The sequence below is a fragment of the Neobacillus niacini genome, assembly GCF_000759675.1.
In the GTDB taxonomy this organism is placed as follows: Bacteria; Bacillota; Bacilli; order Bacillales; family Cytobacillaceae; genus Neobacillus; species Neobacillus niacini_A.
In genome coordinates, this window is sequence record NZ_BAWM01000002.1 from 1 (window position 1) to 24,863 (window position 24,863).

Genomic DNA, 24,863 nt, shown 5'->3' on the forward strand with positions numbered 1-24,863 from the left:
ATAAAGCAAAAGGGGGTCAATCGCTCGACTAATATCGAGCAATTTACCCCCTGATTGTTAAAAGCGGACTTTTTCAGTGCCCTCGCTATCTTGGCGAGGTTTCTTTTTGATTCCACTAAATAAGATAGTATTAAAAGCCTATAAAAAAACAGGTAATTTGTCATGAATTGACAGTTGTGACAAAATGTGACTATAATTTACTTAATTCTGAAAATTTTTAAAAGTATAAACTCGGTATTTGATAGGTTTTGTAATCAGGAGGTCAAGCATGATTGTATTTAATCAGGTAAATAAGTTTTATGGGGATTTTCAAGTCTTAAAAGATATTAATCTCACAATCAATCAAGGTGAAGTAGTTGTCGTAATAGGTCCATCCGGTTCAGGGAAAAGTACTTTGCTGCGCTGTATCAATCACCTGGAAACAATCTCTGACGGAACACTCACCGTAAATGGGATATCTGTAGGGGATAAAAAAACAGATATCAATAAGCTAAGACGTAATATTGGAATGGTTTTTCAGCACTTTTATTTATATCCCCACAAAACCGTGCTTGAAAATATCACTCTTGCTCCTATGAAAGTATTGGGACAATCCGAAAGAGAAGCTAAGGAAACAGCCCGTCATTATCTAGAAAAAGTAGGGATATTGGATAAGGCAGAATCTTATCCTTCTCAGCTTTCCGGAGGCCAGCAGCAGCGTGTTGCAATTGCCCGCGGCCTTGCAATGAAACCAGAAATCATGCTTTTCGATGAACCCACCTCTGCCCTTGATCCCGAAATGATTGGGGAGGTTCTGGATGTAATGAAAACCCTTGCCAGGGAAGGCATGACAATGGTTGTAGTTACCCACGAAATGGGCTTTGCCAAGGAGGTTGCCGACCGAATTGTATTTATGGATGCAGGAAGAATTTTAGAAGAAGCAGTTCCGGCTGAATTTTATGAGAATCCACGTGAAGAACGGGCCCGCTTATTTCTCAGCCGTATATTAAATCATTAACCAAGGGGGAAAATGGAATGTTCAAAACAAAAAATTTCGTAAAAATGGCATTAGTAACAATACTAGCTGCCTTATTTCTTGCCGGCTGCGGCGGGGACAAGGCTTCTAATGAAAGCAGCAAGGATGTACTAGCCCAGATCAAGGAAGACAAAAAAGTTGTATTTGGCGTAAAACATGACACGCGTTTGTTTGGATTGAAAAATCCATCAACAGGTGAAGTGGAAGGGTTCGATATCGATCTTTCCAAAGCGCTTGCAGAAGAAATGTTTGGCAAGGATGTTAAGCCCGAGTTCGTTGAGGTTACTTCGAAAACGAGGGTAGGTCTCTTAAATAATGGTAAGGTTGATGCGGTTGTCGCTACGATGACTATCACGGAAGAACGCAAAAAAGAAGTTGATTTTACTGATGTTTATTTTGATGCCGGGCAATCATTGCTTGTGAAAAAAGGCAGCAAGGTTCACGGCATTGATGACTTGAAAAAAGGCACAACGGTGCTTGCTGTTAAAGGCTCGACATCATCTATAAATATTCGTGAGAAAGCCTCTGAAACAACAGTACTTGAATTCGAAAACTACGCTGAAGCCTTTACTGCACTAAAGGCTGGTAAGGGTGATGCCCTGACTACAGATGATTCGATCCTTTATGGTATGGCAGAAGAAGATCCGTCATTTGAATTGGTCGGAGGAACGTTTACTGAAGAGCCATACGGGATAGCTGTTAAAAAAGGTAATACAGAGCTTGTCGATGAGTTGAATAAAGCTTTAAAAAGCCTGAAGGATTCAGGAAAGTACGATGAGATTAAGGATAAATGGATTAAAAATTAATTATTAATACCAGGTTTCTCATCAGGATGGGCTGTAATCCGTATGCAATCTTTTCGGACATGCTCATCCTGATTATTTAGGAGGAGATCGTTTGCTGGATTTCTCGATACTAACGACTAATATGGATTCATTTTTAGAAGGATTAAAAATAACCATAATTGCTAGTTTAATAGCTTTATTAGGCAGTTTTATTTTGGGAACACTTCTTGCTGTTATGCGAATTGCCCCGTTTAAACCACTTAACTGGTTGGGTACGGCATATGTTGAATTTATTCGTAATATACCTGTTCTCGTTATCGTGTTTTTCGCTTATTTGGCTGGTAACTTTGGCGGGATGACTGCAGGAACAATCGGGTTGACCATCTATACAGCCGCCTTCATAGCTGAAGCCATCCGTGCCGGAATTATGTCTGTACCAAGAGGGCAAATGGAAGCTGCCCGCTCGACAGGATTAACTTACGGCCAGGCAATGAGAATGGTTATACTCCCTCAGGCTATAAAGATCGTCATCCCTCCTCTTGGCAACCAATTTATCAATTTAGTTAAAAATTCATCCCTGTTAGCAGTCGTTGCAGGAGGGGATTTAATGTATCAGGGGGATTTAATATCTGCCAAAACGTACGTAACCTTTGATACCTATGTTTTCGTTGCCTTATTTTATTTAATTTTAACTATACCTTTAAGTCTTGGCGTAGGATATTTAGAAAAACGCTTGGCAAGAAGTAATTAAGGAGGTGCGCGCAAGATGGATTTTCTAGCACCGTTCATTGAAGTATATACACCTGAACATTTTAAATTTTTGCTGGAAGGATTTGGGGTAACCCTTAAGGTTGCTGCAATTTCAATTGTGCTCAGCTTCATTATTGGAGGTCTTATTGGAACTCTCAGATATGCGCGGATTCCCGTTGTTTCTCAATTACTAGCCGTGATTGTCGAGACGATTCGTAACCTTCCTTTGCTGCTAATCATTTTCTTCACCTATTTTGCATTGCCCGAAATTGGGATTGAAATGGAAATAACGACTGCGGCAATCGCGGCATTGACGGTTTTTGAATCAGCCATGCTGTCAGAGATCATCCGAAGTGGTTTAAACTCAATCGAAAAAGGACAGATTGAAGCAGGACGTGCGTCTGGCCTGAACTACATCCAGACATTACGCTTTATCATCATGCCCCAAGCTCTAAGAAGAATGGTTCCACCTATTGTCAGTCAATTTATTTCTCTGCTTAAAGATACATCTTTAGCCGTCGTCATCGCGTTGCCGGATTTATTGCACAACGGACAAATTATTTACGCACAAAAGGGATCGTATGTGATACCTGTTTTCGTAATTGTGGCGTTGATGTATTTTATCGTTAATTATGCTTTGTCACTAGTTGCGCGAAGGTTAGAATTAAAGCAAGCTTAAGAAATCCGGCTCATTAATTGGGCCGGATTTTTTTTGCATCCAATAGGTTGCTTCAATTTTTCTTTTCTTTTTGTTTTTAAAAGTTCACAGTTTATCAAAAAAAAACAGAAAAAAGTTATTAACAAATTGACTGTACAACCAAAAAATAAGAATATTGTTAATGGATGATTAAAGTTGAAAAATCTCTGCTGAAAAAGGAGTTCTATACATATGCAGGATAACAAACAATACTATTCCGATCTCGAAGCAAGAGAAATGATCTGCGAAATTGGAAGAAGAATGTATAACAGAAATTATGTAGCAGCTAATGATGGAAATATCTCGGTAAAAGTGAGACCTAATGCAATTTGGACAACACCTACTGGAGTAAGTAAAGGCTATATGACACCTGATATGATGGTGAAAATGGACCTTTCTGGTAAAATCCTTTCGGGAAATTTGAAACCTTCATCTGAGGTAAAAATGCACTTGAGGGTCTACAATGAAAATCCTGAAGTCAACGCAGTCGTTCATGCGCACCCTCCAGTAGCAACATCATTTGCGATTGCAGGAATCTGTCTAGATAAACCCATATTACCAGAGGCGATTGTTCTTTTAGGGACCGTACCAGTTGCTCCGTATGCGTTACCTGGAACTCAAGAAGTGCCAGACTCCATTGCCCCTTATTGCAAGGAACACAATGCGGTCCTGTTAGCTAATCATGGAGCTCTTACATGGGGGAGAGATTTGGTGGAGGCATATTTCCGAATGGAATCCCTCGAACATTATGCCACTATCCTTATGCACTCCAATCATATCCTGAAAAAGGCGAATGAATTAAATCAATCCCAAATTACTGATTTAATCAAAATTCGGGAATCGATGGGGATTAAAGCAGGTGGAGTGCCGATATGTAAAGATGAGAGTCCTAATTCTTTACAAGCTCAAGACATTGAAAAAATTGTTCAAAAAGTTACGGAAGAAGTTCTTAAAACCTTAAAGAAGTTTTAATGTAAGTTCCACTATCGCAAATTTGGAACAGAAATCAAACCTCCCCCTTTGTAAGATGAATATAAGGGGGAGAGACAAAGATGCACGTATTAAAGAAAAAGGATCCGTATCAGGTATATATTTATACATGTTTTGTATCACAATTATTTTTAACCTTTATATTTACCGTGAACCTGTTATATCAAGTCGAAACGGTTCAACTAAATCCATTGCAGCTTGTATTAGTAGGGACTGTTTTAGAGTTGACTGTATTTATTTTTGAGATTCCAACTGGGATTCTATCAGATTTAAAGAGTCGGAAGCTTTCCGTGGTTATTGGCTTCTTCATGATAGGAATCGGGTTTATTATTGAAGGGGCGTTTCCGTTTTTTATCGCCGTTATCCTATCCCAGATCATATGGGGTATCGGTTACACGTTTACAAGTGGTGCCCATCAAGCTTGGATTGCTGATGAGATTGGGGAAGAGCGTGCCTCATCGGCTTTTATCAAAGGTGCCAAAGCTGGTAATCTAGGAAAAGTCATTGCAATCCCATTAAGTATTTTCACGGGCTACTTCATGATTAATCTGCCGATCATTTTAGGCGGTATCGGTTTGGCGGTGCTATCCATCTTTTTAGTTTTCTTTATGAAAGAGGAGAACTTTAAACCAGCTAGTAAGGTGGAGAGAGTGTCTGTCTGGAAGAACATAAAGGAAAATATGAGTCAGATAATTTATTTTTCCAAAGTAAATTACCTTACGAGAGTCCTATTCCTAATTGCCTTATTTTTTGGATTTTATAGTGAGGGCTTTGACCGGTTATGGGTTCCTCATTTTATAGAGCAGTCCAATCTTTCAAATTTGTCTGAGGGTAGTCTAGTTATCGTTATGGGCGGGATTCAATTTATTGTTGTGCTTTGTTCGTTTGCCGCACTTCATTTTATCGATAAAAGTCCTATTCATCAGCACCTTAAGTATATATATGTGTCCCTATTTATTGGAAGCATTCTTATCATCATGTCATTGATAGGGTTTGCATTATCAACAATTGTATTTAGCCTGTTAGCTTTTTACATTCTGATCCAACTATCTAGAACGATTATGTATCCATTGGAGAATATTTGGCTGAATAAAATCATTCCGGATTCTTCAACACGTGCTACCTTTTTTTCCGTGAAAGGCCAGATAGACGCTATTGGACAAATTAGCGGCGGACCTGTGATTGGCTTTATAGCTTCGAACTTTACAATTAAAACAGCCATTTTGGTTAGTGCTATTATTTTGACGCCTGTCCTATTTTTATATAACCATATCATGCGAAAAACTAGAGGGTGAGGTTTCACCCTCTTTCTTTTATAGGAATGTGAATCTCCATATAGATTTTTTCGTGGTCCCAGTGGTGGCAATGTTCATCATAGTATTCAAAGTCAAAGGCCTCTTCGTCCACTTCATAAGATGATTGTGGGAACCAGTCCTCTAAAATATATTTCCAAGTTCCTTTGATGGCAGAAACAAACTTATCAACAGACACCAATGGTGTACTGAAAACAGCATAGTGGGCTGCCGGAATTTGTAATGGGCTCAGTCCTTCTGGAATTGGGGTACCTCCATCAAGTTCTACTGCAAATAAATAGACAAAATTGTCCTCCATCTTTGTATTGCTTAAATTGATACAATATTCCCCGTGCTTTTTGGGGGATAAGGTCTGATAAAGCATTCTTTCAATCGAGCCATCAGTTAAACCTTCCTGCTCCCAATAAGCTGGTGCGTCTCTCGTATAAGAGACATTTTCCAAATTAATCTCAAAGGTTTTTCCAGCAACCATGAATGCCGACCTTTTTACAATCATAGGCTGCATTACTATACCGCCAGTGTTCTTTTGGAGAATACTGATCAAATCTAATTTTTGTGGTAATGATTTGGGGCAATGGATCTTATATAAACTAGGAGGGCTTCCAAAGCATTTTTTAAAAGCTTTTGTAAAGCCGGCATGTGTTTCAAATCCATAATCCATAGCGATTTGGATAATTTTTTTGCCGTCGACTAATTCGTATAATGCATGCTGGAGTCTTCTTTTTCCAACATAGTCCATTAGTGTATAACCAGTATGTTTCTGAAAAACTCGATAAAAATGATAAGGGGAATCCCCCGCCATTTTAGCTAGTTTCTCTGGATCGATTTCATCCTTAATATGTTCTTCAATATAATCAATCACTTGTTGCAGCAGAAGTAACTGTTGGATATCTATCACCTCAACAAAATAACATAATCTACTAAATTATAAATTATTTTTGAACAAGTGCATCAATATTCTTTCTGTTGAAATTCTTCTGGTTGTACTTCATTATAAAGATAGAGACATTTGTATAAGTATATTTTTATGAAGGAAGTAGATTATGACGGAAGAAAATATAACCCGAATTCATTTGGATGGCAAAGAAATTATATTAATTGGTACTGCTCACGTTTCCAAACAAAGCGTGGAGCAAGTTAAAGCGGTCATTGACCGAGAACGCCCTGATTCTGTTTGTATCGAGCTAGATGACCAACGTTACAAGTCGATTATGGAAGGCAACAAATGGAGAGAAACGGATATATTTAAGGTTATAAAAGAAAAAAAGGCAACACTCCTTTTAATGAATCTCGCCATTTCTTCTTTTCAAAATCGATTAGCCAAGCAATTTGATACAAAACCAGGCCAGGAAATGATCCAAGGTATTGAATCAGCAAAAGAAATAGGGGCTGAGCTCGTTTTAGCCGACCGTAATATCCAAATTACTTTTTCGAGAATTTGGAGTAATGTTAGCTTTTGGGGAAAAGGACAGCTGCTAACTTCTATTTTCTATAGCATTTTCAATAAAGATTCTATTTCAGAAGAAGAACTTGAGAAAATGAAAACGCAAGATACATTAAATGCTGCTCTCGCTGAAATTTCGGAAGCGTTTCCTAGATTAAAGAAACCTTTAATTGATGAACGAGATCAATACTTAGCTCAAAAAATTAAAGAAGCACCTGGTGAGAAGGTCGTGGCAGTTCTAGGGGCGGCACACGTTCCAGGAATTACAAAAGAAATTCATAATGACCAGGATTTACAAGCTCTAACCAAAGTAAAACCAAAATCTAAAACACCTCAAATTATCGGTTGGGCAATCCCAGTGCTCATTGTTGCCCTAATTGCGGTTACCTTTTTTCTTAATCCATCTGCTGGTATGGATCAAGCGATTAGCTGGATACTTTGGACTGGAATCACAGCAGCGATTGGTGCTACTGTTGCATTAGGACACCCACTGGCTATTTTAGCCGCCTTTTTGGCAGCACCAATCACCACCCTGCATCCTTTATTGGCAGCAGGCTGGGTATCGGGGATTGTACAAGCTTACATCAAACGTCCAAGTGTGGCAGACTTTGAAACATTATCAGAAGATGTTTTCTCTATTAAAGGCTTTTGGCGTAATAAATTTACAAGGGTTCTGCTAGTCACCATCCTTACCAACATTGGAGGTTCATTTGGAACCTTTATTGGGGGAGCTGACGTTATCCGTACTTTCTTAAATAATTTATAGGAGTGGTAACTTCCGATTGGAAGGTGCCTTTGACGTCTACCACAGTTCTTGGAGCTGTGGTATTTTTTGTGGGATATCATTTTGGCAAGTAAATCGGGGATTCGGCACGTAAATTGGGCAATTGGCACGTAAATCTGTAAAACGGCACGTAAATATAAAGAAGGTCATTTAAAAGTGATCTAACATTGGAATCAATGCTCTCAAACCATTTTTGTAAAATGTTGTCGAACGTTTACTGGGTAATAGGGCAGTGGGCTGAAGTAGAATAGAGGTAATAGACTAGTATAAGGGGTTGGAAATGGTTGAATATTTATCTCATCCGACATGGTGAAGCAGAGCATAATGTGGATAAAACGGTAATGGCACATACTCATGATTCACAGCATAGTTTAACCGAACTAGGACAGAAACAAGCACAGGTAACAGCTGAATTTTTTAAAACAATCGTCAGTCCAAAGACTGTTATGTATAGTTCTCCTTATTTAAGAACGATTCAAACGGCAAAGGCGATTCATTCTTTATTGCCAGAAGAGGTTCCTTTTTTCGAGAACCCACTAATAAGAGAGTGGGAGCTTGGTAATCTTTATGACTTTACGGATCGCACTCCTGAGAAGAAGAAGGAGTTTAAAGCAGCGGGTCAATTTTACTTCCGCTTTCAAAATGGAGAATCATTGGCTGATGTTTACTTGCGGGCAACAATGTTCATGAATACAGTGGTAGAGCGTGTTAAACAGCAGCAACGATATGAAAATGTTGTCATTGTTACACATGCAGCCTTCATTCATATGCTTCTAACCTTTTTGATGAATTGGCCAATAGAGGATTTGAAAAATTTCAAACCGGTAGAAAACGCATCCGTAATTAAAATAAATGAAGTAGATGGAGATTATCAGTACGAGAAAATTTTCGTACCGGTCGTTAACTAAAACCAAACAATACACCTCTAATCATTCGATTGGGGGTGTATTGTTTTCTTGAAATAATTTCATTTTTTTCTAATATAGGAAATCAATAGTTTGATTGATGAAAAGCAAAGGGAAAACGTTTTCAAGAATATTTTTAATTATTTTAATTGACTGAAAAATATAATTATATTATTATTCTAGTAACACATAATCTTTCGTCATACGAATGGTTAGTAAATTTATCCAAGAAAGGGAAGGGAACGTTTATGTCACAGATGTTAGCTTTAGTCATTCTTATGCTTATTTTATTTATTGGAGATTTAGTTGCAGTACGAACAAAAGCGTGGGTACCTTCTATTTTCGTTTGCGCCGTCCTCTTCCTACTTGGATATTGGACATTCTTTCCACAAGATATCGTAGCGTTGGCAGGAGTTCCGCCGGTTGTTGCTACAATGATGATGTACTTATTAATTACCAATATGGGAACTTTATTATCGCTTCAGGAACTGAAAAATCAATGGAAAACGATTGTTATTGCCCTCTCTGGGATTTTAGGAATCATCGCTGTTTTGTTTGGAATTGGAACATTCATTTTTGGTTATGAGACGATTGTTGTCGCTATTCCTCCTTTAGTAGGTGGTGTCGTATCGGCATTGATTATGTCAGAGGGAGCTAAAGAAGCTGGTCTTGCCACATTATCTGTTTTTGCCATCGTCATTTATGTCATGCAAGGATTTGCTGGATACCCAATCACTTCCATCGTCTTGAAAAAAGAAGGAAAGAGACTTCTGCAGCAATATCGCAGTGGGCAGCTTTCGACAGAAGCACAGGGGAAAGCAGCTGCGGAGGTCGCGGCTACTACAGCAGTTGTTGCAAAGCCTGAATTAAAGCTCTTTAAAAATATGCCGGAAAAATATAATACAGATTTCTTTAAGTTTTTAAGACTATCATTGGTAGCATACCTTGCCTATCTGACATCTACTCTAGTAGCACCAATCGTTACGATCAGCCCGTTTGTTCTCTGCTTATTGTTCGGTGTAATCGCAACGAGTGTTGGGTTCCTGGAAAAGCAGGTTTTACAAAAAGCGAATGGTTTCGGATTTGCCATCATGGCGCTTATGCTCTTTATCTTTGACGGTTTAAAACAAGCAACACCAAGCATGATGCTTGAAATTATTTATCCACTTGTCGGAACCATCGTATTAGGTGTGATCGGGATGTATATCTTCTCCTTCATTGCCGGAAAAATTTTAAAAGTGAGTAAGGAAATGGCGTTCGCTGTTTCACTAACAGCTTTATATGGATTTCCGGCCGATTACATTATCACAAACGAAGTCATCAAATCTTTAACAGAAGATGAAAAAGAAAGAGAAATGCTGACTAGCAATATGCTGCCTCCTATGCTAGTTGGAGGTTTCATAACCGTTACCATGGTGTCAGTCGTACTAGCAGGTATCTTTGTAGGATTCTTGTAAGAAAGGGTTTGAAGTAAATGGAAACAAGAGTGGAAACAATTCTTGAGCTCGTGCAAGAACGAGTGGAAAGTCACATTGACACATTGAGTACCTTTACCGCGACACCGGGTAAAGGTACTACTCGGCTTACGTATAGTCCTGAAGATTTGCAAGCGCGTCAGTATATCAAAGAAAAAATGAAAGAATACGGTCTAAGTGTTCGTGAAGATGGGTTTGGTAATATTTTTGGAAAGCTTGAAGGAACGTTAAAGGATGCGCCAAGTGTCCTTATTGGTTCTCATTTTGATTCCGTCCCAAATGGAGGCTCCTATGATGGTCCAGCTGGAGTGGTGGCAGGTCTTGAAGTGGCCGCACTTTTTGCTGAGAACCAATTAACACCAAAATATCCTTTAGAAGTGATTGCGCTTGTCGAAGAAGAAGGTTCAAGATTTGGCGGAGGACTGATGGGATCTCGTGGAATAGTAGGCTTACTAAATGAGGAAGATTTTAATAGTTTAAAAGATAAAGACGGCATTTACGCAGTTGAAGCGATGAAGGAAATTGGGCTCGATCCTACTCTTCCTAAAAAAAGAGACCCGAAGTCCATGAAAGCATACTTGGAATTGCATATTGAACAAGGACCCATCCTTGAAGAAAAAGGTATCCCAATTGGCGTGGTCGAAGCTATTGTCGGTTTAACTCAATTAGAAGTAACTGTAAAAGGACAAGCCGGACATGCTGGTACCACTCCAATGGACAGGAGAGCGGATGCATTAGTCACCACCGCCAAGATGATTGCACAATTCCCGCAGTTTGCGGAATCAGAGGGTGAAGATACAGTCGTCACAACTGGCCGCTTAAATGTATTCCCAAATGGGGCGAATGTCATTCCTGAAAAAACGGTGTTTACCGTAGATATTCGTTCAGGAAAGGAAGAACACGTTTTGAATGTTATCCAAAAAGTAAAAGACTTAGCGGGTTCATATTGTGGTAGGGGTATTGAAGTAAGTGTTGAGCAGCTTTTATATATTCAACCAAAAGAGATGAATAAGGATATTGTCTCTTTGCTAAAGAAAAAGAGTAGTGAGTTAGATATCCCTAAGTGTTCTATAAACAGCGGTGCAGGACATGATGCGATGGTCTTTTCCGATTTTACAAATGCAGGCATGCTTTTTATTCCGAGTAAAGATGGTCTAAGCCATTGTCCGGAGGAATGGTCTGATTCGCGCCATGTGGCAAATGCAGTCCATATTCTATATGAGGCAGCCAAAAAGTTAACGGAGGCGGAATAAAAATGATTCATGCAAAAATTAAAGAAGCGATTCAAACATATAGTGAAGAACTAACACAATTACGCAGAAAGCTCCATTCTGAACCAGAATTATCCTGGGAGGAATTCAAAACTACTCAATTTGTCTGTGAGTACCTTGATGATTTAGGAATCTCATACAGAAAGACCGAACCAACCGGTGTGATTGCGGAAATTCAAGGGGGAAAGCCAGGTAATACCGTTGCCTTAAGAGGGGACATGGACGCATTGCAAGTTGAGGAACTGAACAAAGATTTACCATATGCGTCAACTGCAGAGGGAAAAATGCATGCATGTGGGCATGATGCACACACAGCCATGCTATTGATTGCTGCTAAAGCTCTAAATGATATAAAGGAAGAATTACCAGGTAATGTACGCTTATTGTTCCAGCCGGCTGAAGAAGTAGCAGAGGGAGCGAAAGCGTTGGTAAAACAAGGTGCAATGGAAGGCGTGGATAACGTTTTTGGTATCCACATTTGGTCTCAGATGCCGACCAACAAAGTATCGTGTACACCAGGACCATCCTTTGCTTCAGCAGATTTATTTAAAGTTACATTTAAAGGCAGAGGCGGGCATGGCGCGATGCCTCATGCATGTATTGATGCAGCTGTAGTTGCCTCATCCTTCGTAATGAATGTTCAAACAGTAGTATCTAGAACAATCGACGCCCAACATCCTGCTGTTCTTACGATTGGAAAAATGGTCGTCGGTACAAGGTTTAATGTAATAGCAGAAAATGCTGTAATTGAAGGAACAGTCCGCTGTTTCCACCCTGAAACGAGAGATCATATTGAAACTCAGCTCAAGCATTACGCTGACCAGGTTGCCGCGATATACGGTGCAACCGCAAAGGTGGAATACATCCATGGCACCCGAGCAGTACTTAACGATGAATACAGTGCAAAACTAGTCCAAAAAGTAGCAGCAGAGTCATTTGGTGATGATGTGGTTTATAACGAGAAACCAACAATGGGCGGGGAAGACTTCAGTGAATATCTCGACCATGCACCAGGCAGCTTCGCCCTAGTCGGCAGCGGCAATTCGGAAAAAGACACAGAATGGGCCCATCACCACGGCAAATTCAACATCGACGAAGACGCCCTCGCCACAGGTGCCGAACTCTATGCACAGTATGCATGGGCTTATTTAAATAAGGAAAGTTAAGAGTGAACTATTAACAATAAAAATGGATACCGCCAAAGGCAGAATCCATTTTTAATTTTATTTAGACATTGTCCGCCTGAGGTGGACAGTGTCCACGGGTGGTGACAGGCACTGAAGTGGCACCGAAAGTGCACCGAAGTCATGCTGCTAGATTTAATCTTTGTTTTCGGCGGTAAACTATTTTAGATAGTAAAACACTACACTCATACAGGAATATAAGTGGAATTACTACTAATATATCCGATAGGAAATCGGGTGGTGTGATTAAAACGGCAGTTAATATGAGAACAAAGTAAGAGTATTTTCTAATCTTTTGTAATCGGTATGGGTTCAATACTCCGAGACTTGTTAAGAACATAATCACAACAGGAAGTTCAAATAAAAATCCAAATGGCAATGTCATATGCAGTAGAAATTGAAAATATTTTTCTGTGGTGAAGAAGGTCATAAACATATCCTCCGATAAGGAGAGAAGAAATTGATAAACGATTGGAAAAATGACGAAATATCCGAAGCTGATTCCCACGATAAAAAGTAGGAATAATGCCGGAATATAGGCAAGTGTGACTTTCCGTTCCATTTCCTTCAATGCCGGACGAACAAACAGCCAAATTTGATAGGCAGCCATGGGAATGGTTCCTGAAATGGAAATGACACAGGATAGCATTAAATACACCCATAAAATATCGCTAGGTCCTAAAATGGCCAATTTAACCTCTATATCCTGTACAAGCCATTGATAAATATCCTGTACATAAAGAAAGGCTAAGATGAATAACGCCATAAAAGTTGCAAGTATAATAATGAGTCGTTTTCGTAATTCTTCAAAATGACCAATCAAATCCATATCTTGTGGTTTAGGCAACGTTTTTCCTCCTTTAAAAAAGATGCAAGCACAACATACTGCCTGCATCTTCAAGAAAATATCTATTAAATGGTCTTTTCCTCTTTTTTAAGCTGTACGTTACTAGGGTCCTCATCGGAAACCAATTCACGTGTCGATTTTTTAAATTCCTTTAAGGTAGAACCAACTGCACGGCCTAATTCCGGCAATTTCGAAGGTCCGAAAATGATTAATGCGATGACTAGGACGAGAATTAACCCTGGAATGCCTATGTTCTGAAGCATGGTATGTTTCCTCCTTAGATAACTTTTTGGTTTATTTTTCTATGATGCGCATAATGGAATAGCTTATATTTGGCACTGTTTTTACAAAGATGGCAGCGAAAGCTAACATTTTCTTCCTCTGTAATTAATTTAATGTGGGGAACGAACATTAGTTCTAAGGCATCCTTCACATGGTTTGAACAAACAAACATAATGAGAATTGCTCCTTCCGCAGTTTTACTTAAAGCTTCCACCTTGCACCGCAACTAAACATGAGCGTCCAAAAGTTTGCCCAGGGTATGGATTCCAAGTACTCGGATGCTGTACATCTAAGAACAAAGTAGTTTCGTCTGGGGTTAACCATGGACCAGTTACTTCACAGCCTTTTGGACCTGAAGCAAATTGAATTGGTTCCCCGTAGTTCTTTCCATCAGTTGGAATCATGAACACACCACAGTTTTTATAGGCAGCATATTGATTCGTTTCGGATGCAGCATAATCTTCTACAACCCAGAGGTTACCTTTGCTGTCAAAGTGAAGGTTATCTGGGCAAGTAATCCCGCTTTGCTGACCGCCGGCAATAAACACTTCGAACGTAAAGGATTCACTAGCGTGGTCACCATTTACAGGTGCAAAACGGACAATTTGTCCATGGAAATTTCCGTGACCGGTGTTATTCGTTAAAGCTAAGAAGACTGTACCATCATGAGGATGAATTTCCACGTCTTCCGGACGATCTAATTTTGTTCCGCCTGCAACTTCTCCTGCTTTGCGTGCATTGGTTAGGACATCAGCTTGGTCAGCGAATTGACTCTGCAGCTTAGAATTTGTTGTATAATCGAGCGCAATCCATTTTTGTTGGCTCATGCTGGCCACATATAAAGTCCCGCTTTCTAAAATATCGAAATTGGCTTCACGATTTGAAGGATTGAATTTCTTGCTGCTAATAAATTTATAGAAACACGCGTCACCTTTATCATCGCCCATATAAACAACAACTCTGCCGTCATTGGTTAAGCCCATTGCTGTATTTTCATGAGCAAAACGACCAAGCGCAGTATGCTTTCGTACTGGTCTAGCAGGATTGAATGGATCAACCTCGACTACCCAGCCGTAATGTTCATCAGTAAAATTAGGCCAGCCATAATCATCACCATATTCTGTATTTTCTTCACAGGACAGGACTGTATTCCATAATGTACGTCCGCCGCTACAGTTTCCTAATGAACCAACTACATTCGTTGCGCCATTTACATACTTGCTGCCACGTGCAGGACCTGTTAATTCAATCCGAGTATTACCATCGACACGGCGATTATATGTATCGTCTACTACAAGCTTCCATCCATCTTTTTCTTTTTTTACGTGGATGACAGAACCACCTACTGCTTCTTTTTCCATTTTTAGAAGCTCAGGATAGTTTGCTAGATTTTCCTTTTTAAAAGTAGATTCATTGATTCCTAACATTTTCATATAGTTATCTGGTTCAGGGAATTCGTGATTTACCCAGATCAAGCCTTCTTCAGAATTGTTTCCACCTTTTAAGCTATCGATTGGAAAATATACAGTAAGGTCTGCTGAGTCCCCAAATTTTTCGCCTTTAGAATTTATAACATCTCCATAAGAAGCAATAATAGAATAGTTGTATCCATTAGGCAGTACCATCTCGTTTTCCCAAGTACGACTAACTGGTTTGAACGGTGTAGTCAGCGGCTTGCCCTTTCCAGATGGCTGTCCATTCATTAAATGGTCTCCAGTCATAGCGTTACCTGTTAATGCTCCAATCCCAGATGATGCGGCAACTAATGCGGCAGTACTACTGCCAACATAAGTTAAAAATAAACGGCGATCCATTTAATCATTCTCCCTTTTAAGTGATTTAGTAACCTTCTCCTATGATTATAGGGAGTTCCAAACCCAATGTTAATTAAGGGAATGTAAAGATTTGTTAAGAAAAAATAAATTACTTTAATTATCTGTAAATATTATAAAGGGCTGTCAAAAAGAAAAAGTTTGTTACGTACGTTATAAGTTGTGGATTGCTTAAGGTTAGGCTTTCTTCAATTTGTAATGGTAATAGCTACTTATTTTGGAAATGTTTATTGATTACTTTTATAATAGCGCTATGGGTGAATTTCTTTTATCAGGTAATGAATACTATATATACAGTGTGAATGGAGGGGATAAGACGATGGAGGGTTTTCATCAAAGTCCAAATATCTTTGTCGGCGAAGTCAATATTAAAGTAAAAAATTTAGATGATGCTTTAACTTTTTATCAAAATATTATGGGTTTCAAAGTACTAGAGAAAACAGATCGTAAAGCAGTGTTAACCACAGATGGGAAAACATCGTTAGTGACTCTAGAGCAGCCTGAAAATGTGATACCGAAAGAAGGACGAATGTCAGGACTTTATCACTTTGCTATTTTACTGCCAAGTCGTGCGGATTTATCTGTCTTTTTGCGGCATTTTCTTGGTACGGGATATCCACTCGGTGCAGCTGATCATTATGTAAGTGAAGCACTTTATATTACCGATCCAGATGGTAACGGGATAGAAGTGTACCGAGATCGCCCTTCAAATGAGTGGACCTGGAAAAATGGATTAGTGGACATGGCAACAGTGGAACTGGATGGGAATGGTATTTTGGCGGAAAGTGACGCGGAATGGAAGGGATTGCCTTCTGGTACTATCATGGGACATATTCACCTTCATGTTGGAGATTTACAAAAAGCAGAAGATTTTTACACAAAAGGGCTTGGATTTACTATTGTAAGTCACTATCCTCAAGCGGTCTTTTTATCCACTGGAGGTTACCACCATCATATTGCCATTAATACTTGGCAGGGAGTGGGGGCCCCAACGCCACCTCAAAATAGTGTGGGACTAAATTGGTATACGCTCGTCTTTCCAGATGAGGCAGCAAGAGAATCCGCGATTAAACAATTACAGCAATTAGGGTTCCCTCTACAGAAAGATGCAAATTATTTTGAGGTAAGCGACCCATCAGGAAATCATATTAGATTGGTGATATAAAATTCATGATTAAGCCTGTTCCCTGTGAAAGTGCAGAGGAATCTGGCTTTTTTTTGTTGTAATGAAATTGGAAAAATATCCAATATTTATTGTTTTTTGTCAATAATGGTGGTATAGTACATTACAACAGTAATGTACTATATAGAAAGGAGGAAAAGGGTTGATTCTTAATATGGACGGAACGAGGCCAATTTATTTGCAAATTTCCGAATGGCTGGAGAGAGAGATTTTGAACGGAAATTTTGAAAGTGATCAAAAAATTTATTCTCAGTATCAGCTTGCGGAAATGTTTACGATTAATCCAGCGACAGCAGCAAAGGGTTTAACTCTTTTGGTAGAGGAGAACATTCTATTTAAAAAACGTGGACTCGGTATGTTTGTAACTAGTAATGCTAAAGAAATCATTATGAACAAGCGGAAAAATCAAACCTTAAAACGACTAGTCCTTGAAATTGTCACGGAAGCCAAACGGTTGAATGTTAGCAAAGAGGAACTAATTCAAATGATAAATGACGTAAATACAGGGGAGGCAGGGGAATGAGCATCATTGAATGCAGAGGATTGACCAAAGTTTATGGGAAAACAAAAGCGCTGAATAATCTTTCATTTACAATTGAAGAAAATAAGATTACGGGTTTAATAGGACGTAATGGTGCCGGCAAAACTACGCTGCTAAAAATAATTGCTGGTTTCTTGCGAGAGACTTCAGGTGAAATAGAGATTTTTTCAGAAAAGCCGTTTAACAATTTAATAGTCTCAGCCAATTTAATTTATATTAATGACCAAATGAAATTTCCAACGGCATTAACACTGAAGGAAGTATTACATGTATGTGCATCCTTTTATGAAAAATGGGATCACGACCTTGCTAGTCGTCTTTTTGACTACTTTTCTTTGCAGCCAACTCAACATTATAACGACCTTTCGAAGGGAATGAAAAGTACATTTAATATGATAGTAGGTTTATCTGCACGCTGTGCCTTAACCATGTTTGATGAACCAACCACTGGGATGGATGCCGCTGTTAGGAAGGATTTTTATCGGGCGTTACTTAAAGATTACATTGCTTACCCCCGCACCATATTACTCTCAAGTCATCACCTAGATGAGATAGAGGATTTATTAGAGGACATTCTGCTTATTAAGGAAGGTAAAGAACTTCTTCATATTCAAATAGAAGATTTAAAAGAATGGGCAATTGGAGTTCAAGGGTTGACCACTACCGTGAAAGAATGGACGAATAATCGAGAGGTCATCCATTCAAATGGCATTGGACTAGATCGTATGTATGCAGTGATAAAAAATGATTTTTCTGAGTCTGAAAAACAACAGGGCAAAGCGGCAGGACTGGCGATCACTCCTGTATCTTCAAGTGATGTATGCGTGTATTTAACAAGAAAAACAAAAGGGGGAATTGATGATGTCTTTATCAAGGATTAGGTTGCGGGATATCATAAAAAAGCAATATGCTTATAAGCTTCGGGATTATATTCAAGTGTTTATGTCACTTGTCTTTATTCAGATGTTAGCCATTTTGTTCTCTTTTAACGGTGTGGGAATGATGGGCACAAGCAGTAATACATTTGATATTAATGTTCATTTTTATTCAGCTGATATTGTCGTTACTTTCACGATGTTATGGGCTTTAATTACCTCCATTCTCATCACGACTCAAACCTATAGAAATGATGATTTCGCATTTATTACAAACAGATTTAGCAGTAACTTATCCAATATGCTGTTTTTACTAACAGCGAGTTTGGTTGGGGGCTTCACGGCTATGCTGTCCAGTAACGTAATGAGAATACTAATGTATGTATTTGGCAGAACTGAATACTTATACACACCAACCGCTGTGTCTGAATGGCTAATTGGCTCTATCGCTACTATCCTCTATGTTTTACTTTTCTCGGCATTAGGTTATTTCTTCGGAACACTGGTACAGATTAATAAGGTATTTGTTGTTTTGCTGCCTGCTTTATTTATTGGGATTTTGATTATTGGTGCTGGTACTATGAATGGTACAGTCTTAAATAACGTTTTTGAATTTATTTTTATGGAGTCATCTCTGGTTATATTTATGGTTAAAATAGTTATTTTGGCTGCCTTGCTTTTTTCAAGTTCAGCACTTATGTCGAATCGAATGGAGGTGAGGTAGATGATTTCGTTTGTACCAATATTAATCGTTATCATCATGGTAATTTCCATCACTGCTCTTCTGGTAAAACTATCAAAAAGCAGCAGTATGAAAAATTTCTTCTCTGGGAATCGAATTCGCTGGATTCTTGTTGGCTATATAAGCATCCTGATAATATGTACTGGCTTGAGTCCTTTGCTGCCTAAGGGTGAAATAACCTACAAAGAGGTTGATGTAAATCAACTGGAAAGAGATAGCAGGGAGTTATATGAGGCAGCAATTCAGGGGAATATTGAAAACGTGGATAGTAAATATATCTTAAAGACTTGGAACCTTGATTATTCTGAAAAACAGCTAAATATTGCTGTTACAAATGAGGAATTTCTAAACGCAGTGATAATCGTAGAGAGAAAAAACGATAATGATGGTAAAATTGAAGCGGCCTTTTATAAAACGGGATCAAGTATTAATGACATGGCTATCTCAGAATTAGATAAACCCCTTCGAATGGAAATGGGAAAAAATACATTGAGACTACAGAATCCTGAAAAATTGAAACTAGAATTCTCTCAATTTCAACATGCATTCCCAATTAACCAATTTACCGGTAAAGGCGATTTCAGTGATTCAAACAACTTCTATGAAGGAACCAGCATCCTTTACCTGAAAATTCCAAATGACCTAGAACTTAATACGACATTCGAAATTGATATACAATACGTGGAATGATTACCGTTTGGGTGAATAAACAAAAACCTAATCCCTTATTATCGGGATTAGGCTTTTTACTATCTAAATACCTTACTACATTTATGCAGATTTACTCATTCGAATATTCTTTTCTTTTGGCTTTTTAGAAGATATATACACTCCGCCTAAAATTAAAATAAACCCAGTGATCATTGACAGATGAATGTCTTCATTCAGAACCATAGCTCCCCAGAACATAGCGGATATCGGAACAAGATATGTGACTAAGGAAGCAAATTCGGGACTTCCTTTTTGAATACAATAATAATACAAAAGATATGCTATACCAGATCCGAAAACGCCAAGACCAACTAATCCCCAAAAAATAGATGGCTCAAGAATCATTGTAAAAATTGATCGATCTGTGATGAGTACCATAATTAAACTAATAATAGCGGAAACTAATAGTGTACTAAGGGAAATCATAGTAACGCTAACCGTTGATAAGTATTTCTTTGTAAGGTGTGTTGAAAAACCGTAACATAGAGTAGCACCAACCATCGTGAATAAACCAACAGCTGACTGATCCTTTATGTTCGTAATATCAACACCCGACAAAATAATAATTCCAGTGAATCCTAGTGCAATCCCTAACCACTGAAACAACCGTAATTTATTTTGAAAGAATAGAAAACCGATGATCAGAGTCCAAATCGGTGTGGTCGCATTTATCAGTGAAGCATAGCTGCTAGTTATCTTCGTCTCACTTAGCGCAATTAAAAACCAAGGAATTGCATTATTTAATAATGAAACAAGAATAATAATTCCTAACGGTAACCCTTTAAATCCCTTCCAATCATTTCGAAAAGCAATAATCAATAAAAGAATAACCGTCCCAAATAAACATCGTCCAAAAACTACTCCCCAAGCTCCGATTGGCTCAACTAAAAGTTTAATAAATAAAAAGGACGTTCCCCAAATTAAACTAAGTGTAAATAAAGCCCCATATAACCTTGCCATCTTTCTCATCCCCTATCCATACACAAAGATAAACCAGGTGCCTTCTATCGTCAATCACTATAATAATTTCAAAAAGATTTGATATAATGGTAAACAGTTATGGTGACAGGCACCGCTCGTGGACACTGTCCGTGTGGAATGGACAGTGTGAATTTAAGGCAGTCTGTCACCTTTTTAAAATATAAAAGATACCTTGGAGAGGAGCGGGACATTTGAGTATTACTTTAAGTCAGAAACAGATCAAAGAAATGTGCGGAACTGTCTCCTTTAAACGAGGGGATTCTTTTTATAGGGCGGGGAAAGTATCGTTTGATTATTTTAGTCCTAATCGTTGTGAAGCCACTGTTAAGGGTACGGAAGATTTCTATGTCACTGTAAATAATGAAGAGAATGGTGATCTTCACACAGCATGCAGTTGTCCAACCCTCCTATCCGTAAAAACAGATTGTCAACATATAGCAGCCGTCTTACTTACGATATATGAACATCAACAGCGAGGAACAGTTCCTGCTGTGCAAAATGCTGAACCGGTAGATTCTTCAACAAATCAGGCACTGACAAAAGGATTGCTCACCCTTTTCACAGATCAACCCAAAAGATCGAGTGGGCATCAGCTTCATTTTGAGAATAGACAAGTTCTTGAAGCAAATTTTCTATGTAAACCTGTAGATATTGGCAAGGGAAGGAAGCTGATTGGAATAGAAATGGAGATTGAACACGTAAAAGTGGAAGATATCCGCCATTTTCTATCTCAGGTAAAAGATGGGCTTCCAAGTGCGCTTTCCGATACGTTCATCTTCAGTACTAGCCTACATTGCTTTCAAAAAGAGACAGATGTTGTGATTCAGCAGCTTTTTCTTGTTCTGCAAGATGAAAAAGCTTACGTTGATGCAATGCCAGAGAACTTAGAAGAATCATCCTCCCAAGATCTTTTGCTCATTCCACCATCGTCTTTTGAACAACTATTACCTTTGCTTGTAAGAGCTTCACAAGTGAAAGTTGAAAATGATGGGGAAACATACGAAGGTCTTGTCCTAACGGAAAAAATGCTGCCTTTACAGTTTGTCTTTACGTCTTCAGAAGCAGGAGGCTGCCATTTAAGGATTAAAGGATTAAATCATTTAACGGTATTGGATTCTTATCACTTTGTTCTATATAAGGATAAATTTATTAGGCTTGAAGAAACGGAAAGCAAACGATTAGCAAACCTTAAAGAAATGTTGGAAGCTTCAAAAACTAATCAAATTGAGATTCCGCCAGAACAAATGGATTATTTTCTAGAAAACGCGGTACCAGGTTTAAAAAAACTCGGTAAGGTTGAACTGCCTCAAAATTTAACCTGCCACTTTGTCAAGAAGCCTTTGATTGCCAAACTTTACTTGGACCGTGTGAAAGATCGTCTGTTAGCCGGATTGGAGTTTCAATACGATAATTTCGTGATAAACCCGTTGGAAAACCGAGAATTACGGAACGGTCCTGTACTAATTAGGGATGTAGAAAAGGAAAATCAAATACTCCAACTGATGGAGGATAGTTCTTTTGCCAATACGGACAGCGGTTATTACTTGCATAACGAAGAGTTGGAATATGAATTTTTATATCATGTTGTTCCAAAGCTGCAAAAGCTCGTACAAATTTATGCAACAACAGCTGTCAGGAACCGGATATTTAAAGAAAATACAATACCAAAAATAAGGGTAAAGGTAAAAAAAGAACGGACCAATTGGCTTGAATTTAAATTTGAAATGGATGGAATTCCGGAGAAACAGATTAAAGAAGTTTTATCTGCGCTTGAGGAAAAAAGGAAATATTATCGGTTGCGGAACGGGACTCTGCTCTCGTTGGAAACAAGAGAGTTTGATGAGATCAATCGTTTTCTTCAAGCAGTTCCGATACAGGCGGAAGATCTCGAAGCAGGGTTGAATATTCCCATCGTTCGCGGTATTAAACTTCTTGATGCTGTTGAAGATTCAACATTTACCTTAGAGGAGTCGTTTCGTCAGTTTTTGGATACCATCCAAAATCCAAGTAGTATGGAGTTTGAGGTGCCTGAATTAGTAGCGCCGATTTTGAGAGGTTATCAAGTTCATGGCTACAAATGGATGAAAACTCTTGCTAGTTATGGTTTTGGAGGAATTCTCGCAGATGATATGGGACTAGGAAAAACACTTCAAAGTATTACCTATATCCTTTCGGAGCTTCCTTTCATTCGTAAAAATAAGCTTCCAATTCTGATTGTCTGCCCAGCGTCACTAACCTATAACTGGCTTAGTGAAATCAAGAAATTTGCACCTGGAATGCAAGCTGTCATCATAGACGGAGGTAAGTCGGAGCGGACAGCACAACAAAAACAGACCGTTGATAAAGATGTTGTCATTACATCCTATCCTTTGTTGCGTAAGGATATTGAGTGGTACGAAAAACAAGCCTATCATACCGTGTTTTTCGACGAAGCACAGGCATTTAAAAACCCAATAACTCAAACAGCAAGAGCGGTAAAGAGAATCAAGGCTGATTATCGGTTTGCTCTAACGGGTACTCCTGTGGAAAATTCATTGGAGGAGCTGTGGTCCATCTTTCATGTGGTATTTCCAGAACTATTTCAAGGGCTGAAGGATTATAGCCACTTAACGAGAAAGCAGATTGCCAGAAGGGTTCACCCATTTTTACTTCGGAGGTTGAAGGAGGATGTCTTGTCAGAGCTTCCAGAGAAAATTGAATCTGTTGACTTAGTGGAGATGCTCCCGGCACAGAAGAAGCTCTATGCCGCCTATTTAGCAAAACTGCGCCATGATACCCTAAAGCATTTGGATAAGGACACACTTCGAAAAAATAAGATTAAAATCCTTGCTGGTTTGACAAGGCTGCGACAAATCTGCTGTCACCCATCCCTATTTGTTGATGGGTATAAAGGGAGTTCTGCAAAATTTGAACAGCTGCTAACGATTATTGAAGAATCGAAGCAGGCTGGAAGAAGAGTGTTGATATTTTCACAGTTCACGAAAATGCTGCAACTAATCGGGAGGGAAATGGATATTCAAGGGCTGCCTTACTTCTATCTTGATGGACAAACCCCATCAGAAGAAAGGTTAGAACTAACAAATCGATTTAATGCTGGAGAACGTGATCTTTTTCTTATTTCCTTGAAAGCTGGCGGAACGGGTCTTAATTTAACTGGTGCAGACACCGTTATCCTTTATGATCTTTGGTGGAATCCAGCGGTTGAGGAACAAGCAGCAGACCGGGCACACCGCATGGGGCAAACAAATATTGTACAAGTCATCAAACTGGTTGCGCGGGGCACAATTGAAGAAAAAATGAATGAACTGCAGGAGAAAAAGAGAGAATTAATAGAGCAAATTATTGATTCAAAAGATAAAGCAACTTCTTCTCTTACTGAAGAAGATATTCGAGAGATATTGATGATTTAAAGAATAAATCATAAGTACAAGTTGATGAAATAAAAAGCTAAAGGTGTCCTTCTAATTAGGATTCTTTAGCTTTTTTTATCCACTCTCTTATATCATCCGTTCAAAGAACCAATAAAAGCCAATTAAACTAAGTATTGCCGAAGTACTAAATACCATTTGTGTTTGCCAACGGAATTTCTAAGGTACCAAATTAGGGGAGACACTAAGATTAAAATGACTACTTGTCCAATTTCAACTCCAAGGTTAAAAGAGAGGAGAGGGACAGTTATTTTCCCACTTAACTTACCGATAAGGATCTCTGCAAATCCAAATCCATGTATCAATCCAAAGAAGAATATTACAAGCCATCGCCATTTATTAGTTTTAGCCCAAATGTTTTCAACTGCATCATAAATGATACTAAGAGCAATCAGTGGTTCAATGATACTCCCTGGAATGATCACTGTTTTTGAAACAGCCAGGGCTAACGTAATACTATCGATGGTCAGCTTTTAAAACCATTTCGTAAGAAGCGTAACTTTTTTTAAATAAAATTTATTATTTGTATTGATTTTTTAAAAGAATGATAGTAATATAGTAAATCTGACGAGGAAACAATGAAAAACAGATTGGTTCTTCCTTAGTGATTAAAATATAAGTTGACTACATGGATATTATTTAGTATTATAAGTTCTGTTGTCGATTTCGAAAAGATATTTTAAAAAAGTAATTGACGCGATTGAAGCGAAATGTTATATTAATGTTCTGCTTCAAAAACATTGCTCTTTGAAAACTAAACAAACAAGAACGTCAACAAACAATTTTTTAGCTTTTTATAAAAGCTAAGCCAACGTAACTTTTATGAGC

The 24,863-nt window shown here is 38.6% G+C and carries 23 protein-coding genes; 17 read left to right on the plus strand and 6 right to left on the minus strand.

From position 1 onward, the window contains the following. Nucleotides 1-268: 268 nt before the first annotated feature. From TR08_RS00525 to TR08_RS00550, 6 genes are all read left to right on the plus strand, one after another. Nucleotides 269-997 carry an amino acid ABC transporter ATP-binding protein gene (locus TR08_RS00525; protein ID WP_045514843.1) on the plus strand — a complete coding sequence of 243 codons (729 nt, stop codon included), beginning with the start codon at nucleotides 269-271 and terminating at the stop codon, nucleotides 995-997. Nucleotides 998-1,014: 17 nt separating this feature from the next. Next, the gene (locus TR08_RS00530; protein WP_045514845.1) at nucleotides 1,015-1,821 is read left to right on the plus strand and encodes a transporter substrate-binding domain-containing protein; all 807 of its coding nucleotides are present in this window, start codon (nucleotides 1,015-1,017) and stop codon (nucleotides 1,819-1,821) included. 91 nt (nucleotides 1,822-1,912) lie between these two features. Continuing rightward, nucleotides 1,913-2,551, plus strand: a complete 639-nt coding sequence (locus tag TR08_RS00535; protein ID WP_045514847.1) for an amino acid ABC transporter permease — start codon at nucleotides 1,913-1,915, stop codon at nucleotides 2,549-2,551. A 15-nt stretch (nucleotides 2,552-2,566) separates the two neighbouring features. Then, nucleotides 2,567-3,229, plus strand: a complete 663-nt coding sequence (locus TR08_RS00540) for an amino acid ABC transporter permease (protein WP_045514849.1) — start codon at nucleotides 2,567-2,569, stop codon at nucleotides 3,227-3,229. Between the two features lie 210 nt (nucleotides 3,230-3,439). Next, entirely contained in the window at nucleotides 3,440-4,219 is a 780-nt protein-coding gene (locus tag TR08_RS00545) for a class II aldolase/adducin family protein (RefSeq protein ID WP_045514851.1), read from the plus strand. An 80-nt stretch (nucleotides 4,220-4,299) separates the two neighbouring features. After that, on the plus strand, nucleotides 4,300-5,532 hold the full coding sequence (locus TR08_RS00550) for an MFS transporter (RefSeq protein ID WP_045514853.1): 1,233 nt from the start codon (nucleotides 4,300-4,302) through the stop codon (nucleotides 5,530-5,532). 4 nt (nucleotides 5,533-5,536) lie between these two features. Here TR08_RS00550 and TR08_RS00555 read toward each other — a convergent pair whose 3' ends face one another. Then, nucleotides 5,537-6,448: an AraC family transcriptional regulator gene (locus TR08_RS00555; RefSeq protein WP_238579043.1), complete on the minus strand. Its 912-nt coding sequence runs from the start codon at nucleotides 6,446-6,448 to the stop codon at nucleotides 5,537-5,539. Nucleotides 6,449-6,593: 145 nt separating this feature from the next. Between TR08_RS00555 and TR08_RS00560 the strand changes: the two genes are divergently transcribed. From TR08_RS00560 to TR08_RS00580, 5 genes are all read left to right on the plus strand, one after another. Then, the gene (locus tag TR08_RS00560) at nucleotides 6,594-7,760 is read left to right on the plus strand and encodes a TraB/GumN family protein (RefSeq protein ID WP_045514857.1); all 1,167 of its coding nucleotides are present in this window, start codon (nucleotides 6,594-6,596) and stop codon (nucleotides 7,758-7,760) included. Between the two features lie 302 nt (nucleotides 7,761-8,062). Further along, a complete protein-coding gene (locus tag TR08_RS30130) occupies nucleotides 8,063-8,686 on the plus strand; it encodes a histidine phosphatase family protein (protein WP_052427313.1) in 624 nt (207 codons plus the stop codon). A gap of 245 nt (nucleotides 8,687-8,931) precedes the next feature. Continuing rightward, nucleotides 8,932-10,140 (plus strand): hypothetical protein, encoded by a 1,209-nt coding sequence (locus TR08_RS00570; RefSeq protein WP_045514859.1) that lies wholly within the window; start codon nucleotides 8,932-8,934, stop codon nucleotides 10,138-10,140. Nucleotides 10,141-10,157: 17 nt separating this feature from the next. After that, complete coding sequence (locus tag TR08_RS00575) at nucleotides 10,158-11,411, plus strand: Zn-dependent hydrolase (protein ID WP_045514862.1); 1,254 nt, start codon at nucleotides 10,158-10,160, stop codon at nucleotides 11,409-11,411. A 2-nt stretch (nucleotides 11,412-11,413) separates the two neighbouring features. Next, nucleotides 11,414-12,595: an amidohydrolase gene (locus TR08_RS00580; protein WP_045514865.1), complete on the plus strand. Its 1,182-nt coding sequence runs from the start codon at nucleotides 11,414-11,416 to the stop codon at nucleotides 12,593-12,595. Nucleotides 12,596-12,734: 139 nt separating this feature from the next. Here the strand turns inward: TR08_RS00580 and tatC are convergent, their stop codons facing one another. From tatC to TR08_RS00595, 3 genes are all read right to left on the minus strand, one after another. Continuing rightward, nucleotides 12,735-13,442, minus strand: a complete 708-nt coding sequence (tatC, locus tag TR08_RS00585; RefSeq protein WP_238579044.1) for a twin-arginine translocase subunit TatC — start codon at nucleotides 13,440-13,442, stop codon at nucleotides 12,735-12,737. Nucleotides 13,443-13,525: 83 nt separating this feature from the next. Beyond that, complete coding sequence (locus tag TR08_RS00590) at nucleotides 13,526-13,723, minus strand: twin-arginine translocase TatA/TatE family subunit (protein ID WP_045514871.1); 198 nt, start codon at nucleotides 13,721-13,723, stop codon at nucleotides 13,526-13,528. Between the two features lie 216 nt (nucleotides 13,724-13,939). Beyond that, nucleotides 13,940-15,556, minus strand: a complete 1,617-nt coding sequence (locus tag TR08_RS00595) for a PhoX family protein (protein ID WP_045514874.1) — start codon at nucleotides 15,554-15,556, stop codon at nucleotides 13,940-13,942. Between the two features lie 337 nt (nucleotides 15,557-15,893). Between TR08_RS00595 and TR08_RS00600 the strand changes: the two genes are divergently transcribed. The 5 genes from TR08_RS00600 to TR08_RS00620 all read left to right on the plus strand — a co-directional run bounded on the left by TR08_RS00600 (nucleotide 15,894) and on the right by TR08_RS00620 (nucleotide 19,605). Continuing rightward, complete coding sequence (locus tag TR08_RS00600; RefSeq protein ID WP_045514876.1) at nucleotides 15,894-16,739, plus strand: VOC family protein; 846 nt, start codon at nucleotides 15,894-15,896, stop codon at nucleotides 16,737-16,739. 160 nt (nucleotides 16,740-16,899) lie between these two features. Further along, on the plus strand, nucleotides 16,900-17,280 hold the full coding sequence (locus tag TR08_RS00605; protein ID WP_045514879.1) for a GntR family transcriptional regulator: 381 nt from the start codon (nucleotides 16,900-16,902) through the stop codon (nucleotides 17,278-17,280). After that, nucleotides 17,277-18,179: an ABC transporter ATP-binding protein gene (locus TR08_RS00610; RefSeq protein ID WP_045514881.1), complete on the plus strand. Its 903-nt coding sequence runs from the start codon at nucleotides 17,277-17,279 to the stop codon at nucleotides 18,177-18,179. Before TR08_RS00605 ends, TR08_RS00610 begins: the two co-directional genes overlap by 4 nt. After that, complete coding sequence (locus tag TR08_RS00615) at nucleotides 18,160-18,897, plus strand: hypothetical protein (protein ID WP_045514883.1); 738 nt, start codon at nucleotides 18,160-18,162, stop codon at nucleotides 18,895-18,897. Before TR08_RS00610 ends, TR08_RS00615 begins: the two co-directional genes overlap by 20 nt. Then, the gene (locus TR08_RS00620; protein ID WP_045514886.1) at nucleotides 18,898-19,605 is read left to right on the plus strand and encodes a hypothetical protein; all 708 of its coding nucleotides are present in this window, start codon (nucleotides 18,898-18,900) and stop codon (nucleotides 19,603-19,605) included. Between the two features lie 81 nt (nucleotides 19,606-19,686). Here the strand turns inward: TR08_RS00620 and TR08_RS00625 are convergent, their stop codons facing one another. Further along, nucleotides 19,687-20,586 carry a DMT family transporter gene (locus TR08_RS00625; RefSeq protein WP_045514888.1) on the minus strand — a complete coding sequence of 300 codons (900 nt, stop codon included), beginning with the start codon at nucleotides 20,584-20,586 and terminating at the stop codon, nucleotides 19,687-19,689. A gap of 212 nt (nucleotides 20,587-20,798) precedes the next feature. Between TR08_RS00625 and TR08_RS00630 the strand changes: the two genes are divergently transcribed. Further along, nucleotides 20,799-24,017 carry a DEAD/DEAH box helicase gene (locus TR08_RS00630; protein ID WP_045514890.1) on the plus strand — a complete coding sequence of 1,073 codons (3,219 nt, stop codon included), beginning with the start codon at nucleotides 20,799-20,801 and terminating at the stop codon, nucleotides 24,015-24,017. A gap of 122 nt (nucleotides 24,018-24,139) precedes the next feature. Here TR08_RS00630 and TR08_RS00635 read toward each other — a convergent pair whose 3' ends face one another. Next, a complete protein-coding gene (locus TR08_RS00635; protein WP_081954302.1) occupies nucleotides 24,140-24,505 on the minus strand; it encodes a HupE/UreJ family protein in 366 nt (121 codons plus the stop codon). Between the last annotated feature and the right edge of the window lie 358 nt (nucleotides 24,506-24,863).

Bases quoted from the DNA above. Each gene is read 5' to 3' on its own strand.
- TR08_RS00615 (WP_045514883.1), top strand. From the start codon at position 18,160: ATGTCTTTATCAAGGATTAGGTTGCGGGATATCATAAAAAAGCAATAT.
- TR08_RS00570 (WP_045514859.1), top strand. From the start codon at position 8,932: ATGTCACAGATGTTAGCTTTAGTCATTCTTATGCTTATTTTATTTATT.
- TR08_RS00525 (WP_045514843.1), top strand. From the start codon at position 269: ATGATTGTATTTAATCAGGTAAATAAGTTTTATGGGGATTTTCAAGTC.
- TR08_RS00580 (WP_045514865.1), top strand. From the start codon at position 11,414: ATGATTCATGCAAAAATTAAAGAAGCGATTCAAACATATAGTGAAGAA.
- TR08_RS00530 (WP_045514845.1), top strand. From the start codon at position 1,015: ATGTTCAAAACAAAAAATTTCGTAAAAATGGCATTAGTAACAATACTA.
- TR08_RS00600 (WP_045514876.1), top strand. From the start codon at position 15,894: ATGGAGGGTTTTCATCAAAGTCCAAATATCTTTGTCGGCGAAGTCAAT.
- TR08_RS00545 (WP_045514851.1), top strand. From the start codon at position 3,440: ATGCAGGATAACAAACAATACTATTCCGATCTCGAAGCAAGAGAAATG.
- TR08_RS00590 (WP_045514871.1), bottom strand. From the start codon at position 13,723: ATGCTTCAGAACATAGGCATTCCAGGGTTAATTCTCGTCCTAGTCATC.
- TR08_RS00625 (WP_045514888.1), bottom strand. From the start codon at position 20,586: ATGGCAAGGTTATATGGGGCTTTATTTACACTTAGTTTAATTTGGGGA.
- TR08_RS00560 (WP_045514857.1), top strand. From the start codon at position 6,594: ATGACGGAAGAAAATATAACCCGAATTCATTTGGATGGCAAAGAAATT.
- TR08_RS00595 (WP_045514874.1), bottom strand. From the start codon at position 15,556: ATGGATCGCCGTTTATTTTTAACTTATGTTGGCAGTAGTACTGCCGCA.
- TR08_RS00620 (WP_045514886.1), top strand. From the start codon at position 18,898: ATGATTTCGTTTGTACCAATATTAATCGTTATCATCATGGTAATTTCC.
- tatC (WP_238579044.1), bottom strand. From the start codon at position 13,442: ATGGATTTGATTGGTCATTTTGAAGAATTACGAAAACGACTCATTATT.
- TR08_RS00550 (WP_045514853.1), top strand. From the start codon at position 4,300: ATGCACGTATTAAAGAAAAAGGATCCGTATCAGGTATATATTTATACA.
- TR08_RS00610 (WP_045514881.1), top strand. From the start codon at position 17,277: ATGAGCATCATTGAATGCAGAGGATTGACCAAAGTTTATGGGAAAACA.
- TR08_RS00575 (WP_045514862.1), top strand. From the start codon at position 10,158: ATGGAAACAAGAGTGGAAACAATTCTTGAGCTCGTGCAAGAACGAGTG.
- TR08_RS00540 (WP_045514849.1), top strand. From the start codon at position 2,567: ATGGATTTTCTAGCACCGTTCATTGAAGTATATACACCTGAACATTTT.